The sequence below is a fragment of the Streptomyces sp. S.PB5 genome, assembly GCF_030403745.1.
Taxonomy (GTDB): Bacteria; Actinomycetota; Actinomycetes; order Streptomycetales; family Streptomycetaceae; genus Streptomyces.
Map to the genome: position 1 here is coordinate 11,522 of NZ_JAQMWP010000038.1, position 18,111 is coordinate 29,632.

The 18,111-nt window shown below is 63.4% G+C and carries 8 protein-coding genes; all 8 read left to right on the plus strand.

The features are described 5' to 3' along the window. Nucleotides 1-418: 418 nt before the first annotated feature. From dpdE to dpdD, 8 genes are read left to right on the plus strand one after another with little or no spacing between them, the layout of a single operon-like run. The gene (gene dpdE / locus PH203_RS47870; protein ID WP_289929078.1) at nt 419-3,742 is read left to right on the plus strand and encodes a protein DpdE; all 3,324 of its coding nucleotides are present in this window, start codon (nt 419-421) and stop codon (nt 3,740-3,742) included. Further along, complete coding sequence (gene dpdF, locus PH203_RS47875; protein ID WP_289929079.1) at nt 3,732-6,332, plus strand: protein DpdF; 2,601 nt, start codon at nt 3,732-3,734, stop codon at nt 6,330-6,332. Before dpdE ends, dpdF begins: the two co-directional genes overlap by 11 nt. Further along, a complete protein-coding gene (gene dpdG / locus PH203_RS47880) occupies nt 6,332-7,264 on the plus strand; it encodes a protein DpdG (RefSeq protein ID WP_289929080.1) in 933 nt (310 codons plus the stop codon). The genes dpdF and dpdG overlap by 1 nt, the downstream gene beginning before the upstream one ends. Continuing rightward, entirely contained in the window at nt 7,257-10,352 is a 3,096-nt protein-coding gene (dpdH, locus tag PH203_RS47885) for a protein DpdH (protein ID WP_289929082.1), read from the plus strand. Before dpdG ends, dpdH begins: the two co-directional genes overlap by 8 nt. Next, a complete protein-coding gene (locus PH203_RS47890) occupies nt 10,349-11,035 on the plus strand; it encodes a hypothetical protein (RefSeq protein WP_289929083.1) in 687 nt (228 codons plus the stop codon). Before dpdH ends, PH203_RS47890 begins: the two co-directional genes overlap by 4 nt. Then, nucleotides 11,032-15,534 (plus strand): protein DpdJ, encoded by a 4,503-nt coding sequence (gene dpdJ, locus PH203_RS47895; protein ID WP_289929084.1) that lies wholly within the window; start codon nt 11,032-11,034, stop codon nt 15,532-15,534. Before PH203_RS47890 ends, dpdJ begins: the two co-directional genes overlap by 4 nt. Next, complete coding sequence (gene dpdK / locus PH203_RS47900; protein WP_289929086.1) at nt 15,531-16,049, plus strand: phospholipase D-like domain-containing protein DpdK; 519 nt, start codon at nt 15,531-15,533, stop codon at nt 16,047-16,049. The genes dpdJ and dpdK overlap by 4 nt, the downstream gene beginning before the upstream one ends. Further along, the gene (gene dpdD / locus PH203_RS47905) at nt 16,046-18,085 is read left to right on the plus strand and encodes a protein DpdD (RefSeq protein ID WP_289929087.1); all 2,040 of its coding nucleotides are present in this window, start codon (nt 16,046-16,048) and stop codon (nt 18,083-18,085) included. The genes dpdK and dpdD overlap by 4 nt, the downstream gene beginning before the upstream one ends. Nucleotides 18,086-18,111 lie beyond the last annotated feature (26 nt).

The following is an 18,111-nucleotide window of genomic DNA, read 5'->3' on the forward strand; positions in this document are numbered from 1 at the left end:
AGGAACTCGCCGGCCTGCGTTGAGCGGAACGAAGGCGGGAGGCGCCCAGACAGTACAACTCACGCCACTGACACTTGCCGGGATAACTGACAAACCGCAGGTCAGCGCCTCTCCGGATTCGGCTCGGGCTGGGCCAGACGGCCGGGATCGTCTAGATCGAGACCTTGTGGGAGCGGTCAGCGGACTCGTCGGCCTCGGCGCGAGGGCCGGGTTCAGCCAAGAACATGGAGGGTTTCAGCCATCATCGTGTGCAGTCCCGGTTTCCTCACACCTTCCACCTGCCTGTTTGAGTGAGCTTGCACGGTTATGCCATATATCAACTGGCCGACTAGCGCAGTGCCTCACAGCATTTTCGAATGCTTATGCGAATCCAGGTCTGCCATCTTTGACGTTGTTGTCAGTGCCTCCGTTTAGGCTCATGAGCACTGTCATACGAGCAGGTGGGGGCGACCAGAAGATGTCTTCGGGCTTCGCAGTCGGACACCTCGTCGAGTTCCAGGGGGCCCCTGGAATCGGACGAGTCGGCGCGATCACCGACGGCTCGCTGCGCGTGGACTTCTTCGAGTCCACGGCCGAGCCCAAGATCGAATCCCAGACCGTCCCCGCTGCCGCATGTGCGCGAGTGCGGTTGAAACCTCAAACACGCGTGTTTCGCCACAACCCCAGCACCGACGAGTGGATGCCCGGTCGCGTCCTGGACGCGACTTCTGAGGGCTACTTCGTCCGGTTCCCTAACGCCGGCTACGACATGCCGGTCCGAGAATCCGAACTCCGTGTGCGCTGGAACAAGCCCGTACGTGACCCTCTTGAGGTTCTCGTGTCCGGCGGCAACGAATCCGGGCACCTCTACAACGCGCGCATTCCGATGCTGCACAACCTGGTCGCTCAACGCGCAGCGAGCGCGAGCACACCGGCCCTCCTGGCCGCTGCCGCCGAAATCTACCCACATCAGGTCCGCGCCGCGCTGACCGTGCTCTCGGACCCCGTCCAGCGGTACCTACTCGCTGATGAAGTCGGGCTCGGCAAGACCATCGAGGCTGCATACGTGGCCCTGCAGACCCTGATCGACAATCCGCAGGCACGTGTGACGTTCCTCGTTCCCGAGTCTCTGCACCGGCAGTGGGAAGCCGAACTGCGCACGAAATTCTTTACCGATGACTTCCCGAGTCGCGTAAAGGTCATCACCCACGACTCTCCCGAGGTGTGGGAGCAGCACCTGGGACGTGATCTCCTTGTGGTCGACGAAGCCCACCAGTTGGTCCAAGACCGTGATGACACTGACCCCACCTACTGCGCACTGCGCGATCTCGCGCACTCTGCGTCGAAGCTCTTGCTCCTGTCCGCGACGCCGGTCACCTCCCGTCACACCACACATCTGGGGCTCCTGCATCTACTCGATCCCGACGTATACAAGTGGAGCGAGCGGGAAGCGTTCGAGCAGCGGTACAACGACCGGGCTGAGTTGGCCAACCACGTCCTCGGCTTGAACGCAGACTTCTATCCGCTGCTGCCGTCCACGATCGGCATCATCGAGACGCTGTTGCCCCCAGAAGACGCCCGCTTCAAGCAGTTGGCGGACCAAGTGCGCGCCCTCTTCGGCGAGGAGGAGAACCTCCTCGACGAGTCGGAGGCGGGGTTGCGGGATCTCACAGCGCGCGTCGCTACTCTTCGGGCACACATTAGCGAGACGTACCGACTGCACCGGCGCGTGATCAGGAACCGCCGGTTGAAAGTACGCCACCAAGACGAGAACTCAGCGGCCGTCCCCTACGAGGTGCGCGGTCGCGCGGAGCCGACAAAACTGACGGCCAAGTCCCACTCCCCGGCCGCGGACAGCCTCTTGGAATGGCAGACCCGACTGTGGGGACATCTCCTTGATGAAGAGCTTGAGGGCAAACGCGCCGACTACGCCCTGGCCCTGGCCGTGCTCGCGTCCCGTCTGGGTGGCCCGTCCGCCGACCATCTCGACGCCCTTCGCTGGCGGGTCCGCGGTGACGAAGCCGCCGCTCAGCGTGCCGGCCTGAGTGCCCGCGAGCGGGACCACCTCTCTAACGTGCCAGTGGCACCCCACGAAGCAGAGAATCTGGACAGCCTCGAATCAGAGATCACAGAAGAGGCCCACGCGTCTGAAGTCGACGACCTCATCAACGATCTCCTCCCTGCCCTGCGCAAGGGAGGACACATCATCGTCTTCTGCGGACCAGGCTCACTCGCTTCGACGCTCACCGCGCGTCTGCGCGCACGGTTCAACAAGGTCGGCTTCTTTGAGCACACCCGCAGCGCGGGCCCTGACGCATCAGAGTCGGCCACTACTGCATGGCGGCAAGCCAGCGAGAAGGCTGCCGTTCTCATTGCGGATGACTCTGCCGAGGACGGGCTGAACCTCCAGACCGCCCAGACGGTAATCCATGTGCGGTTGCCGTGGTCGCCCAACCAACTCGAGCAGCGTCTCGGCCGCACCGACCGCTACGTCGAGTCCCACCGGCAGCGCCAGGCACCACTCCAGTTCGTGCTCACGGATGCTGAAGCGCACACCGAAGCGTGGCTGTCGCTGCTCACCGATGGATACCGCATCTTCGGCGACTCGGTGTCCACACTCCAGGACGCCATCGCGGAAGGTCTCCCTGACGTCTGGGCAGAGGCACTCGAGCACGGGCCAGAAGGCCTGCCCGGCTATTCCGAGACTGTGCAGGAGACGCTCGCCAAGGCCCTCCACGAGATCAACACCATGGACACCCTTGAGGCGATCTTCAGCACGTCCCCTCACGACATCGACTTCGCCGAGCGGCTGGCAACGTTCGAAGCTGGCTGGGACGCCACCCGCAAAGCCATGCTGGGATACACCGGCGAAGACAGTTCTGACGGAATCAAACTTCGCCACACCACCCGTAAGATCAAGGACTGCATGTGCGAGGTCTTCGACCTCAAATCGCGCACCCTCATCTCCCCGCACCTCTACGACCGACGGAACCTCACCGAGGACGCGGCCAAGGGCACGTTCAGTAGGTCCGAGGCGCTCAAAGCCCCCGGAACACGCCTGTTCCGTATCGGGAGTCCGCTCGTCGACATGCTCGCCAACGTTGTGTGGTGCGACGACCGCGGCCAGGCCACGGCCTTCTGGCGTGCAGACCCCAGCCACCGGGGCGAGCCGGAGCCCCACTTCGGCTTCGACTTCCTCGTCGAAGCCGACATCTCCTCGGCACTCGAACTGGCACTGCCCCTCGTGCGGAGGCCCCGCGACGCTGAAGCAGCATTGCGGCGCCAAGCTGAACAGCTCCTCCCGCCCTTCACGCTGAAGGTGTGGGTGCCGGCAGGAGCAGCCGAGGCCCTGACCGACAAGAACACCCAGAAATGGCTGGATGCTCCTTACAGGACCACCGACCACAACTACAACTCTGGCAACATCCACGAGTTGCTGGACCTGTTCGACGGCCAGCCCGGGTACGAAGCCTCCGCACGTGCCGCTGAGAAGGTCGCCCGAGCCGAACTCAGGCGAGTGACCAACTTGGCCGAACGGTCCGACCTGGCCCAGCAACAGGGGCAGGAGCGCCTCGCCGTCGCGAAAGCGCAGGCGGAAGCCCGACAAGCAGCTGGCCGCCTCCTGGGAGGCGAAGAGAGCTACCTGCTTGATGTCGCCATCACCGATGCCCTCGTGCAGGCACTGAGCGAACCGACGGTTCGGCTCGTGTCCGCAACCTGCTTGGTGAAGACGGGGCTCAGGAGGGTCCGTCGTGGCAACTGACAACTGGACCGGCGCCAAGACGCTCTTCGACCACCTGTCCAAGCACCGAGACCTCCAGCAACTCCCCGAACTCACTGAAGCAAAGGGGACGTTGCGCAGGCTCCGCGATGCTCTGGCCAATACGGCCAGCGGGTGGAGGGACATTGCCTCGCTGACTCGACAGATCCTGCTCGAAGCTCAAGCACGTGAGAACACAACTGGATTCACGATCCCGCTACTTCCGCGGCTGCCTAGTCGCGAGCAGTGGGAAGAAATGCGCTGCCAAACCGCAATTCGCGATCGTGGCGCCAACCTGTGGGTGACCGCGCTGCCGTGGCACCCACCCGTGCCAGATGACGTCTCCCGCCAGGCGGCTCAAGAGGATCTTCGCCAGATCCATCTCGGCGAGGACTCACCGCACCGTCGCAAGCTGGAGTCGTATCCGGCTGACCCGTTCTTCACGACCACCCTCGGTGACGATCACAATCACTATGTGTCGAGCGGCCAGCGGCAGGCAGCCAGAGCCATCGCGCTTGCCGAACCGGGGAGCACCACGATCATCTGTCTCCCCACGGGACACGGAAAGACCGCCGTTGCGATGGCTCCCGTGCTCCTGGCGAGCATGAGCAGCGGCGTATCGGTCGTTGTGGTACCTACGAGTGTTCTCGCAGCAGACCTGGAACGGCGCGCCTTCAAGATCCTTGAACGGTACGGCCATCACAGCCCCACGCGCCGGTACGCCTACACCAGCGGGCTGTCAGACGAAGACCGGCAACAGATGCGGGACGACATCGCGGCCGGCCGTCAGCGGCTGGTATTCACATCGCCTGAGGCTCTAGTGAAAAGCTTGAAGCAGCCTTTGGAGGACGCGGCTGAGGCCGGCTTGCTCAACTACTTCGTGATCGACGAGGCACACCTGGTCGAGCAGTGGGGCAACAGCTTCCGCACTGCGTTCCAGACGATGTCGAGCTACCGCCGTATTTGGCTCAGCAAGGCCCCAGAGGGTCGGCAACCAGTGACTGTTGCGATGAGCGCGACACTCACTGGACAACAAGTCGAGACGCTCGACGCACTGTTCGCTTCGCCGCAACAGGCGAGGATCGTCTGGGCATCCCAACTCCGTCACGAGCCGAGCTACTACATCGACAGCTTCCGGAACGAGACCGACCGTGAGGCCGCCGTCCTCAATGCCGTCTCGTACTTGCCGAAACCGATGATTCTCTACACCACCAAGGTCGTAGATGCGCAGGAGTGGGCGAGTCGGCTACGCGACCACGGTCTTCGACGCGTAGCTAGCGTTACTGGTGACTCCACCGACCCAGAACGTCGGGACGCATTGGAAGGATGGACCGGTAGGACCGCTGAAAGCGAGGTGGAGTCACGGTACGACGTCGTGGTGGGCACCTCTGCCTTCGGCCTGGGCGTGGATCTCGAAGACGTCAAGACGATTGTCCACGCCTGCCTGCCGGAAACCGTGGACCGCTACTACCAAGAGATCGGCCGATCTGGGCGTGACGGAAGCCCATCCATCGCGTACCTGGCCACCACACGCCATGACGAAACCATCGCCAACAAGATGAGCGACGAGGTGGTCATCGGTGCCCTGCGCGCGTGGCAGCGGTGGGAAGCAATGTTCCACAGCCGGACTCCTGTCCAGGACCGTCACCGAGTGAGTTTGGATTCCTACCCCCCTGACATGAACGAGGGCTTTCAACGGAACCGGCAGTGGAACATTCGGATCCTGAACCTCATGATGCGATCGGGAATCGTGGCAGTCCATCCACCGCAAGCGCCCGAAAGGGCTGAGGGGGAGTCAGACGTCTTTTGGAAGGCACGACTAGACCAGTTCTATACCACGGCTGATGGCTACGCAGACGTGGAGCTCCTCGACTCCGACGCTAGGAACCCTGAGAAGTTTCATGACCGCTTCGAAGGCGAGCGGCAAAAACTGCTGCATAGTCGAGCTTCCGCACTCCGTGAACTGAAAGCCACTCTGCGGGGTGATCAGTGCATCGGCGACGTACTGGGCGCGTACTACCGCATCCCGCACGGCGCCGGCTATCGCCGCACCGGGATCACCTGCCGTGGCTGCCCTCACTGCAGGGGCACGGCCACGCTGCTTCCTGCGGGCTTCTACCGACTTGCCGGAGAACCGAACCCCCTACTCCCTAGGCCCGAGGACCACGGGCATCTGCCCTTGACGCCGTACTTCGGGGACCATCAATGCCTGAGCCTGTGGTGGGAAGACACCGACGACCATGCCTTGGCGGCACGGCTCGTGGAGAGCCTTGTCCGCCGCAGGATTTGCGTGGTCGGAGGGCCGGGCCTGGACAGTCGTCTCAGGAGTCAGCTACAAGCGACGGCACGCACCCGCACCGTGATCATTGATGATGACGGCGTTCTCCTGTCGGACTGGGCTGGCCCTGTTATCTGGATGGCGGACCCGAACGCAGCCCCTCCAGGGCCTCAGATCGCTCGACGCTTCACCTGGGATGCACCGACCTACCTGATCCACCCCCGGGCCATGCTTCACCCAGACCGCCGAGGTACACCTCTCGTCGATGTCCACCCGGCGAACTTGTCGATCCGCCGGGCATTGGAGGAACTCTGATGACTCTCCTGAACGTAGACGCAGCCATTCCCTCCCAGACCTGGGCTGTGGTACGCCTCCTCGCCTACTTGGGGAAGAGCATCGCCTTGGACGAAGCACGGGCTCTGGTCAGTCCCTCCTCATTGCGTACAGAGGACACAACGACCAAGCCCCCCTTCGACTGCGCTATCAGTTCCCTCCAGACCCTGGGTTTGGTTCACGTCGATGACGAGCGACAGGAACTCTCGCTAGCCGGGCCGGCTAAGGCTCTCCCCAACAGCGACGATCTAGAGACGTACACCCGCATACTGCGTCGCGCAGTCCTTGAGACGGACTACAACAAAGACCTGGGCACTAACAACGACGCGACAGGCCCCCGAGACCTCACTCGCGCGCTCGCTTGGTTCCTCATGCACGACCCGATGGAGCAACCAATCGACAGCGTCGCCGCAGAGAAACTTCTGGACTACAAGGACAGCAAGGACCGTAAGGCGCTGAGGCCCGAAGTGCTTCCTATCTTCGCTAACCCCACCCGTTGGCTTCGCTTCGGCTACTGGGCGCCCGCTCTCGGCCTCGCCGCAGCCCCTGTCATCCGCACTGAAGGCCGTGGCCCACTAGTTCCGGACTGCACCTTGGCCGTCAAACAGACAATGCTTGAGTTGTGGCAGCCAGCCCAACGCATCAAATCCCTTGAGGCACTACAGGTTCTGCGAGAGCACCTACCGGTGCTGCCTGGCGGCGCACACTCGCTCGCAGTGGGGATCCCGAGCCCGGGCGACGGTGTGGCTGGCGCCGCCCTCTCTTTTGCTCTCCTGCGTGGCCACGACGAAAAGTGGCTTCGCCTGGAGCACGACGACGATGCTCGGAAGATTCTGCTCCTGAACGATCCTGAAAGGCCCGCCAGCCCACGCCCTGTTAGCGACATCACGATCCTGGAGCCCACCGATGGCTGACTTCCGCAGGATGCTCTGCTGGGAACCAGCAGTGGCAGCCTCCACGATCAACACTGAGGCGGTCAGCCCCTCGCGTGCGGTCTTTTTGGCCACTCATGCGCCATTGCGTATCAAGCGCGCGCGGATCATGGACGGGAGAGAACTCGTCATCGGAGGCGACCCGATCGGTGAGCGGGCGGTCCTCGAAGACTTCCTGGCTCTCCGGGCGGACAGCGGGACGTTGCTCATGCCTGTCGTGGGTGAGTCCGGCTCAGGTAAGTCGCATCTTGTCCGATGGGTCCGCGAGCAACTTGCTGACGTAGAGGGATCGGACAAGAGGGAGGTCATCTACCTCGAGAAGTCCAAGACCAGCCTCAAGGCTGTCGTCAGCACACTCATCGCGCAGGTGCAGAGCAAGGAACTGGCCCAACTCAAAGAGGACATCGACAGGTTCACTGAGGACATCGACGAGGAGTCCCTAGCACGGCGCATCCTCAATGAACTGAGCGAGGCACTCGAGGCCACGTCCCCGAGTTCAGAGTCACTCCCTCTGGCTCGAATGCTTGTTGGCCCCGGCAAACTGGCCGCGGTACTCCTCGACCCCCATGTTCGTGCGGAGCTGCTCGCCCCTGGAAAATTTGTCCCCGAACTGGCCCATCAACTGATTCACAATCGCCGGGACGGCCAGGCAGACCGCCCTGAAGGCTTCAGCGTCAGCGACCTTCCCCTCGACATTCGAGACATCCAATCCGCGTCAGGAATGGCGCAGAGGCTGCTCGGTACGATCAGTACACGCGGTGATCTTCAGGGCATCGCGGTAGACCTACTCAATAGGCACCTCGAAGCTGCCATCAAGAGCGCCGCCAACCTCGGGGCAGGTCGGCTACTCGATGCGATGAAGCAAGTACGCGAGGAGTATCACCGGCAGGGCAAAGAGATCGTCCTACTCATCGAGGACTTCGCCCTCATCCAAGGTGTCCAGCGAGACCTCCTAGATGCCGTGGTAGAAGCAGCAAACCGTGAGGGCGAGACGACTCTCGCCCCCATCCGCACGCTCATGGCCGTGACGACGGGCTATTTCCAATCATTGGAAGAGACAGTCCTAACCCGCATCCAGGCCGCCACGGGCTACGTCTACCACCTGGATGTTCCTTTCAGCCCGGAGGAGACAGGACGTACAGAGATTGCCTCGTTCGTCGGCCGGTACCTGAATGCTGCACGTTCGGGCCGCGACGAACTCGAGCGCGCACGCGACGAGGTTCCCAATAAGTGCGCGGCCTGTCCGCTACGAACGGAGTGTCACGCGGCTTTCGGAGCAACAGCAGACGGCTACGGTTTGTACCCGTTCAACGAGTCGTCTCTCGTAAGAGCCGTCCACTCAACGGCAGACCAGACCAAGCCTTGGTCCTTCAACCCCCGTGCCGTGCTGGGAAGCGTCGTACGACCGGTCTTGGTTGAACACGCCACCGCCATGCGGCAAGGCGAATTCCCCGACCCCATGTTCCGGCAACGGTTTCGGCCAACCAAACTCGACAGGCCTGTCAGCCGTGACGTACTCGGCTTCGTAGCAGCGAATGATCACGACCCCGCCTCTGCGGAGCGACGCAACCTGGTGCTCGAGTTTTGGGGAGACGCCCCCGAGCATGCCAACAGCCTCCACCCCACCATCTTGGAGGCTTTCTCCCTAGAGCCGCTAGGCAACGAAGGAGGGCAAAGTCGTTCACCTGCATCTGTGGCGGTGCCAGGGCAGTCCAATCCCGGAGGGGCGAAGTCCGAGGCAGGAGCCAGCGGCAAACACAGCGAGTTCCCCAGAGAACTTCAGCGCATGCTGGAGACCGTGGACGAATGGCTCACGCGCGAAGGCGGCCTAGATACCGCCACCGCGACACGGATCCGAGGCATCGTCTCCACCGCAGTCGTCCAGCGGTACCAATGGAACTCACCTCTGATGCGGGCGGTGGGGAGTACCGAACTCCGAAAGGCTGCCTGGCCAAGCAAGGCGACCGTCGTGTCCATCGAGGGTGCGAAGGAGAACTTGGTCGGCGTCGAGAATGCCCCCATCACCTTCTCTCGCCGTCCGAAGGACAGTTGGTTCTTCGACAGCCTGCTGAAAGCTGATCGGGATCTTCCAGCGCGAGCCGAAGACATCCGACGCCTGGCGTTCTTGGCCGAAGAGCACGGCCGAGACCTCACTGCACGGCTGCAGCAGCACATGGAGGTCACTGATGATCACCTCGTCGCGGGGTTCCGTGCATCGTTGATCGGAGCGGCACTCGCCGGCCGGGCATGGCCCGGAATGCCTACCTCGCAGCTTGTCGCTGCGGCGCTTGATGATGGGCAGGAGTGGCGTCGCGAGGACAGTGGAACCCGCTCCGAGAAGTGGATGGATTTGCTCCGAGCGCACCTCAGAGCGCGTCCCGATCTTGTGAAGCAGCTCCGTCACGCCGTCGGAATCGCCCAGGGCATGGGTGCGGTGAACATGATTGATGCCGCACGCGTTCTTCCTCTACTCGACAAGGCTGCGTCATCGTGGAACTGGGATGCCGAGACACTGGAAATCCCTAAATGGGTGAAGCCATCCATCACTGGGTTCGCGTCGTGGACAACCACCCTCGAGGACCAGCTCAGCCGCCACGAAGAACTACTCAACTCGATTCGAAGCTGTCAACCTCGGGGCACCACTGGCGTCCAGGCCATGGCAGCTATCCGTGACGCTCTCGGAGCCGCGCGAGAAGTGGGACTGCCACTGACGGCCGTGCAAACGCGTCAGTTCGATGCCCTACTTCAAGGTGCCCAAAACGCAGATTGGAAGACCATCTCTGCGCTCGAAGATGACCTGGCCAAGGCCAGCGACGCCAGCCGTGATGCCTCAGATCGTCACGACGCCCAACTGGTTGCCGCTATCAAGGACCGCGGCGATTCGCTCAAGCTGATTCAACAACTACTCATTGTCAGTAACGACTGGCTAGACGCTGCTCTTGCCAGTGCCGAGTCACGGTCTAGTGGCTCCGCAGGAGACAGTGCCGCGGAAGACGTGGGGCAAATCTGTGTGGAGTGGCAGGCGCTCACCGCTGTCCCGTCCGCCGAAGACGACGGGGAGGACTGGTGACCAACTTGTCTGTGTACGAGAAGGCCGTACAGCTGCAGAACCGGGCCCGCCAGATTGCTGCAGGTGCCGTCGGGGAGAAAGAGGCCGCTCGAGTTCTGAGCCGCTCGAAGGAACTCCGCGCGGCTCTGGCCGAACTCAGAACCCAAGTTGAGCTGAGCCATACGCTTGCGACCTTGGGGGCGGCACACAAGCCCGACCTATCCGGCATCGACACGGCGCGTACAGCCTTCGAGCGGAAGGCTCTCAATGGGCTGCCCAGTGATGCGGTCTTCAACACGGCCAGGAAGAAGGTTCAAGACCTCGCGGGAAAGCTTAGGGGTGAGAGCAACACGGCATGGGTCACCTGGGCAACGGCACAGATCGCCGTCCTTCCCTTGGCCCGGATCCCCATGCTCGCGCGTGACGAACGTGAGGCTGCACGCAACCGGGAGAGGGAGCTTCGGCAGGCGGTGGCGCCCAAGAGCCTGTCCAAGACAGATGTCACCCTCTTCACCGGCACGTATGCCCTCCTCGCCGAATCCCTGCATGACCAGAGTGATCCCCCCAGCGAGCTATTGGATCTCCTGGAGCGGCTTGAGAAGCGCCCCAGCCCCACCCTCCGCGACATCACAGATGGCGACATTGCGCTGCTGCGCCAGTTCGAGATGGACATCCACATCACCCTGCAGAGGACCGGAGCGTGACAGAGCAACTCGACGTTCGCTTTGCGAACGAACTCCTGAATCACCTGGAAAACCGCGAACTGCCGCTGCTGTCCTGGGGCGTCACGGAGACTGCGCTCTCCCAAGCCGAGGTGATAGAGACCATCGACAGTCTCTTGCACAGTCACGAGGATGCCCCTGCCGGCATGTCCGCTGATTCTGTGCTGGAGGAGTTCCTGCTCCGTGCCTTGCTGTTCGAGGTGCCGGTGCCTGTGACGTCGCCGCCGCGGTATCGCACCCGGCTGGCGGAGTCACTCAGGCTCACGACTGGTCTTCGGCAGCTCTTTGCCCGAGGTGGGTGGGCGCAGGAGGAGCGTCCTGGTTGGTGGCAGCATCAGCGGCGCCTCGTCGCTGACTATCGGCTGCACGTCGCGCCGCGACGCTACCCGCGCCGAAACATCCCGGCATCCGAAGCACTCCGCGTCCTCGCACAGCTTCCGCGTTGGGGTGAGGTACAAGAGTACGTAGCGGCAGCCCAATTGAAGGGTCGCGAACTGGCACGCTTCCAGTTGGATGCCACCCGTTCCGTATTTGCCTCGCTCAGCTCTGAGCGGTCCAAGGGGATCATCGTCGGAGCTGGTACGGGTAGCGGTAAGACGCTCGCGTTCTACCTGCCGGCCTTCGCAGCGATAGCGGAACACGCGCGCCCTGGGGTGGCAAAGCGCGTTCACACACTGGCGCTCTATCCGCGCAAGGAGCTCCTGCGCGACCAACTACGAGAGTCAATCCGGTCTGTTGACGACATCGAGCAGGCGTTGCACGAGAGCAGGCGACGTCCTATCCGAGTCGGTGCGCTCTACGGTGATACCCCGTGGAATGCTCAGGATCAGAGGCTGGAACCGAACTCACGTCACGCCACTGCCTGGAAGCGCACTCCCCGGGGCGTCGTGTGCCCGTTTCTGCCATGCCCCACCCCTGACTGCGGCACTGGGGAACTCCAGTGGACAGACGAGGACCGCCAGCGTGGCCGTGAGCAACTGAACTGCACTAAGTGCGGCTACGTCCTGAAGGACGGGCGTCTCGCTCTCACCCGGGAATCCCTCAAGAAGAACCCTCCCGATTTGCTGTTCACCACGACGGAGATGCTGAACCTCTGTAGCGGGGACAGCTATCTGGAGTGGTTGCTCGGCTGGCGCGGCAGCGACTCTGCTCCCTCCCTCGTGCTCCTCGATGAGGTCCACACCTACAGCGGGCTTCACGGCGCGCAGGTAGCACTGCTGTTGCGCCGCTGGCGTGAGGCAGCCCGCCGTCCCATGACGTTCGTCGGTCTCTCCGCGACTCTTCGTGACGCGGACAAGTTCTTCGCTCAACTCGTCGGTCTTCGTCCGGTCGATGTCGACCCGATTGAACCGGCCGACCAGGACATGACGTTCGAGGGCCGTGAGTACGCCGTGGCACTCCGCGGCGACCCCGTGTCGGGAACAAGCTTGCTGTCTACGTCGATCCAAACGGCCATGCTCCATGGCCGCTTGCTCGACCTGGACAAGAGGCAATATCTGTACGGCTCTACGGGCTTCCTGTTCACGGACGATCTGGACGTCACCAACCGCTTCTACAACGATCTTCGCGATGCGGAAGGCGGGCAGAACCGCGCCGGCCGCCGTAACGGCCGCAGGCCCGTGCTTGCGGGCCTGCGTTCCTCTGAACGTGACGAGCATGCTGCGCGCTACCTGGACGGTCAGTCGTGGGACATTGCCGAGAAGATCGGGCATGACCTAGACCCCACCCTGCAACTGCACCACCTGCATGTTGGCCGTACGTCCTCTCAGGACGTCGGGGTCGACCATGACGCGAACCTGACCGTAGCGACGGCCTCCCTAGAAGTCGGCTTCAACGACCCACGAGTGGGCCTGGTGCTCCAGCACAAAGCGCCCCGTGATGCAGCAGCGTTCATCCAGCGCCGAGGGCGCGCTGGCCGAGAGCGCGGCACAAGGCCAATGACCGTGGTTACCCTCTCGGACTACGGACGGGACCGACTCGCATACCAGGCGTACGAGACCCTGTTCGCGCCTCAGGTGCCTGCACGAAGCCTGCCGATCGGCAACCGCTTCGTACTCAAGATCCAAGCCACCCAGGCCCTGTTGGACTGGGCAAGCCGGAAGCTCCGTTCCAAGAAACTGTGGGCCAACCCCCGAAAGATCCTCAAGGCCCCTCCGGGCCACGTCGTGCGCAACGAGGACCGGCCGGGCCACGACATGCTGGCATCCCTGCTGCAGGCGATCCTCGACAAACCTGATCTCCAGGACGAGCTTGCCCAGCACCTGGGGAGAGCTCTGCAGGTCAGCGCAGACGAGGTACAGGCGCTGCTGTGGGAGCAGCCCCGATCACTCCTGCTGTCTGTCGTTCCCACGGCGCTGCGACGCCTTCGCAGCGACTGGTCATTCCAGCGCATCGATCCGGGCGCAAAGGAAGGTACTCTGCTCCCCGAGTTCATCACGCGCTCACTCTTCGATCCGCTGAATCTGCCGGAAGTCGAACTGCTCCTGCCGTTCAATACGAACGACACGTTGGAGCAACTGCCGATCGCCAGGGCGCTACGCGAGGCCGTACCAGGGCGCGTCAGCCGACGATTCGGGCACCGCCGTGATGAACACCGCACATGGCTCCCAGTTCCACCCGCCGGCAGCAGCACTCTGCCACTCCCCCAAATCGTGCAGCACGCTGATCCCGAGGGAACCTGGCATCCCGATGGGCATGGACCGGAGGGACTTCAGGTCTTCCGGCCCACACAGTTGAAACTGGAGCAGCCAGGCCAGGAAATCTCCGACCGATCGCAGGGCCTCCCCATTTGGGGTACTCAAATCGTTGTGTCCGAGGAGGCGCCTCCGGCCCCGGCAGACATTCCTAACCCGTCTCTCTGGTACGAGCGCGTGCAGGCCGTCCGCTTCGCCACACACGCTGCCGGCAATCCCATCGAGATGCGGCGCATGACCATCGGCGCCGATTGTCAGGTGGCGCTCGAACGCGGAGAAGTCGAGACACGCAAGGTCTACTACGAACTACACGGCAAGCCGGCTGCGCTCGGCTTCCGGCTGGGTGTCGACGCTGCACAGATCCTGCTCAGGCCCCTGAACACCTCGGAAGCTGCGGTCAGGGAGTACCTGTCGTCTCCGCAGTGGCGGTCACTCGCGTTCTCGTACACCTTCGCCGAGGATCCTGCTCTCGAGGATGTCGCGAACAAGTTCCAGCGTGCGTGGCTCAGCCAGGTCTATCTCACCGCCTTCGCGCTCGAAGGCCTCAAGGGGTCTCGTACTCCTGGGGAGATCCGAGCAGCACTCGCTAACGGAGCGTGGACTGGGGAGCTGCCTCGCATCCTGAGCGTCCTCTACCGCGACAACAGCGACCCCGACCACGCTGTCGAGAATGCGCGACTGGTTCAAGGGCTCACGGACTTGCTGCGCGACGCACGGGTTCTCGCCGCCGTCGACCGTGCGGCCGAACACCTCGTCGACCCGGATATTGCTGCCCGGACTGAGGACCTGGCTCAGCGCGCCTATCGCGACACGGTGGCCGCGGCGATCCTCGCTGCCGCGCAGCGAGCCTGCCCCGACTCACAGGACGGGGACTTGATCGTCGACGTGGCGCCTGGTGCCACCAGCAGCGACCCTTCTGTCGTTTGGCTCAGTGAAACCTCTGTAGGGGGACTGGGTGTTGTAGAAAGCCTGGTGCGCTTCTACGGGGAAGACCCTCGCCGCTTCTGGGCGCTTGTCACCAGTGCGTTGGCCCCAAGCGACTACGAGTATGTAGACGCCACGCTCACCCAGTTGCTCCGTCACCTGTCCGACGAGCCGGGGGGAGGTGCCGCAGAAGCCATGCGCGCACTGCGAGGAGCCGAGGATGCCGAAGCGGCCCAGGAGGCCCTGAACACTCTCCTATCCGCGTGGGAACAGTTGGACGGCCGTCCGCGTGTCACTGCGGTCTCAGCGTTGTCGACCCGCCTTCTTCGGCCAGGGTCCGGACCCGACACTGACGCGCAGGCTCTCACCATGGTGGACGCGTGGGCGGAACTGGAGCAGAGGCTCGGTGTTGAGGTCGACGCGAACGTCATTGCCTTCGCGGTCGGCGACAAACAACTGAACGTCGGCGGGACCAAGCAGCTGACAGCCGACCAAGCCTTCAGCATGCTTTGGCCTCGCGGACGACAGGCTCGTACGCAGGACCTCCAGCACTACCAGCCCTATGCCGACACCCCAGTGCTGGATCGCCTCCTCGTGCGCGAGGCTCACAACGACCGTCTGCCCGAGGTGGACGTCACGGCGAGCGACTGGGTCTTTGCCTATCAGAAGGCCATGACCGACAACGGTGCCGCAGAGCTCGTCTGTCCAGCAGGCGAGTCGCAGGCCCTGGCGGAAGCCCTGGTCCGCGTGCCGGCGCTGCCGGTGGACCGGGATGTCCTGCGCGTCCACGGGGAGGTCCGTGGCTACACCAGGCATCGAGATGAGCTCCGTGTACGGGTGGAGTTGCGGGAGGCAACCCAGTGAAGGATCTGACCAGAACCGTGCGCACAGGTGCACGTACAGGGCTGCGCATCGACTCGATGCTGTCCGCGGCGCTGATGGCAGAGATGCTCAGCCCGAGCCACGACTTGTGGTTGGTCTCGCCGTGGATCACGGATGTGCAGGTCATCGACAACAGCCACGGCACCTACGACGCCTTCTTTGGCGACATCCCGCCGAGCAGTTGGCGGCTTTCAGACGCCCTTCTACGCATCGCTGGAGCCGGGGCCCACATCCATGTGGTCACGCGCCCGGACCCTCACAACGATGCGTTCCTGCGTCGGATCGAGGCCCCAGAACTGGACCGAGTGCATGTCCAGCGCGACCCCGACGTCCACGAGAAGACCCTGTGCGGGCAGGAATGGATTCTCACCGGGTCGATGAACTACACGGTGCGCGGTATGGCGAAGAACGATGAGTTGGTCACCTACAAGGTGGGCGGGCCAGATGCCGGTCAGGCGCGGCTGGACCTGGCTCAGCGGTGGAGGAGTGGCTCGTGACCCAGACCCAGAATCAGCAGCGAGAGGCCCTCGAAGGGTTCTTGCACCGATTCTTCGGCCCAGGAAACGGCGTCTGGCCGAACCTCGATGCGGACTACCGCCACAAGGACCGCACGCTGCCGTTCGTCGAAGCCATTCGACGCGGCGACGACGCGCCCGTAGTCCTTCCGCGCGTCTATACGGACCGCGATCGTTTCGTCGTGTACGTCATTGCCCGCGAACCTGGCGAGCGTGCCAAAACAGCCGAGTTGATCCGCGCCTTCGCTGGCCCGACGTACATCGCCTATGACGAGCAGGTTGGCATCCAGCCCGCCTGGCTGGACCCTGATGATCCCATCGAGCAGGCCATCCGCGAATTCGCTGGTGAGCGGACTACTTTCCGTCTGGAGACGGGGCGCACGCTTGAGCACCGCCGGAACCTGGCCGGGGCCCTGGAGTTGATGCAGAGGACCGAGGCTCGACGTCCTCCCAGGATGTGGCGGGTGGCCAAACCGATCGGCCGACTCCTCGCCGAGTTCGACGCGTCGCTCTCCGCGGGCGCTGAGGCCGCCTCGAACGTGGTCCTTGAGCATCTAGCGGCTGCTGGTGGTGTCACCGCAGCCAACCTCACCAACCTGAGGATCAAGCGGCTTGACCGGCTCGGCCGCAGTGAGGAGATTCTCCAACTCCCTGAGCTGCCTGACGCCATCCGGCAGGACCCTCCCCTCCCGGTCAAGGAAGCAATCTTGACCGCCGTGTACGCGGCGCTGGAGGAACCTCTCACAGAGGGCGACCTCTCATCGGCACGGGCGAAGCTCCAAGAACGAGGCCGCTTCGTCCCTGCCCTGCTGGATACGGATGCTGGCAAGCTCGGCGCACAGGCCGTCGCTGTACTTCTGATGGCGGCCACCATCCTTGAGGACCTGCCTGCTCTGCGTCGTCTCGTGAAAGCCGTTCGGAACGCAGATCGCATCGGCGAACTGCCCCCGCTGGTCTGGGAGGACGCTCAACGCGTTCTTGCTGAAGGCGTTGGCGAGGCAGTGCCTCCCGTCGTGGCAGAGCCCGTGCCACAAGTTCCTGAAGACGATGTGTCGAAAACGATTCCGCCGATCGACTCCTGGCCGGCCTTCCTCGCTGCCGTAGCCGCGGGCAGCTGTGCAGGCAAGTCAGCAGTTGAACAGCGCAGTTGGACTGCGTGGGCTCCACCCGCAGTCCATGATGCGTCCCTCGCCGGATTCCTGGACGGGCTAGAGAATCAAGCTGCCGAGGAGGCTTGGCGGGCTGTTGGAGCGTTCATTGACGCCGACGGATATGTTGCTCCGGCTGGTCTCACCGCCCATGCATTCATTCGGAACGCGGTCGCCTTCGACCGGTTCGGCCCCGGCGACCTCGCCGCGCTCCAGGCCCTCACAGAGATCGCACTCCGAAGTGGCCCTTCGGCGCACACCTACGCCGAACTTCTCGACGAGATCGGCGCCTACAGCAGTCGATGGGTCTCACCTGAACGGGCATCAATTGCGCTGGACTTCGTCGACCGGCTGTTCTTGGTCGCCTGCCCAGACGTGGACGCTCGCAGCAAGCTCGCATACAACCTGCTGGAGCCGCTCTGGCGGCACCAAGGGCGCCTCAACGAAGCTGATTTGGCGTTCGCCAAGCGTCTCTCAAGGGAGCTTGGTGTCGATTTCTCTTGGCAGGACCGGGTCGGCTCCGACGACGATGAGCGTGAGCTGTCGCTCTCAGACCTTCCGCCCATGAAAGTGCTGCTGTACTCCCTGGACGACGCTGTGCTCTCGCGCTGCGCCGAGGAGATCAAGCAGCTTGCCCCCGCAGTGGACGCCGCAAAGGCTAGCGATCACGTCGGCAGTGCTCAGCTTCGACAGAAGGCACGCTCCGCTGACTTGGTCGTTATCGCGACGCGCTGCGCGAAGCACGCGGCGACGGGCTTCATTACGCAGCACGCCCGTACCGAGCACATCCACTACGCGGACGGCAGCGGATCGGCGTCCATGCTGCGAGCAGCAGTGGCCGGTCTCCGAGCAGCCGCAGTAGACCACTAACGCACTGGTGGTCTCCCTGATCTTTC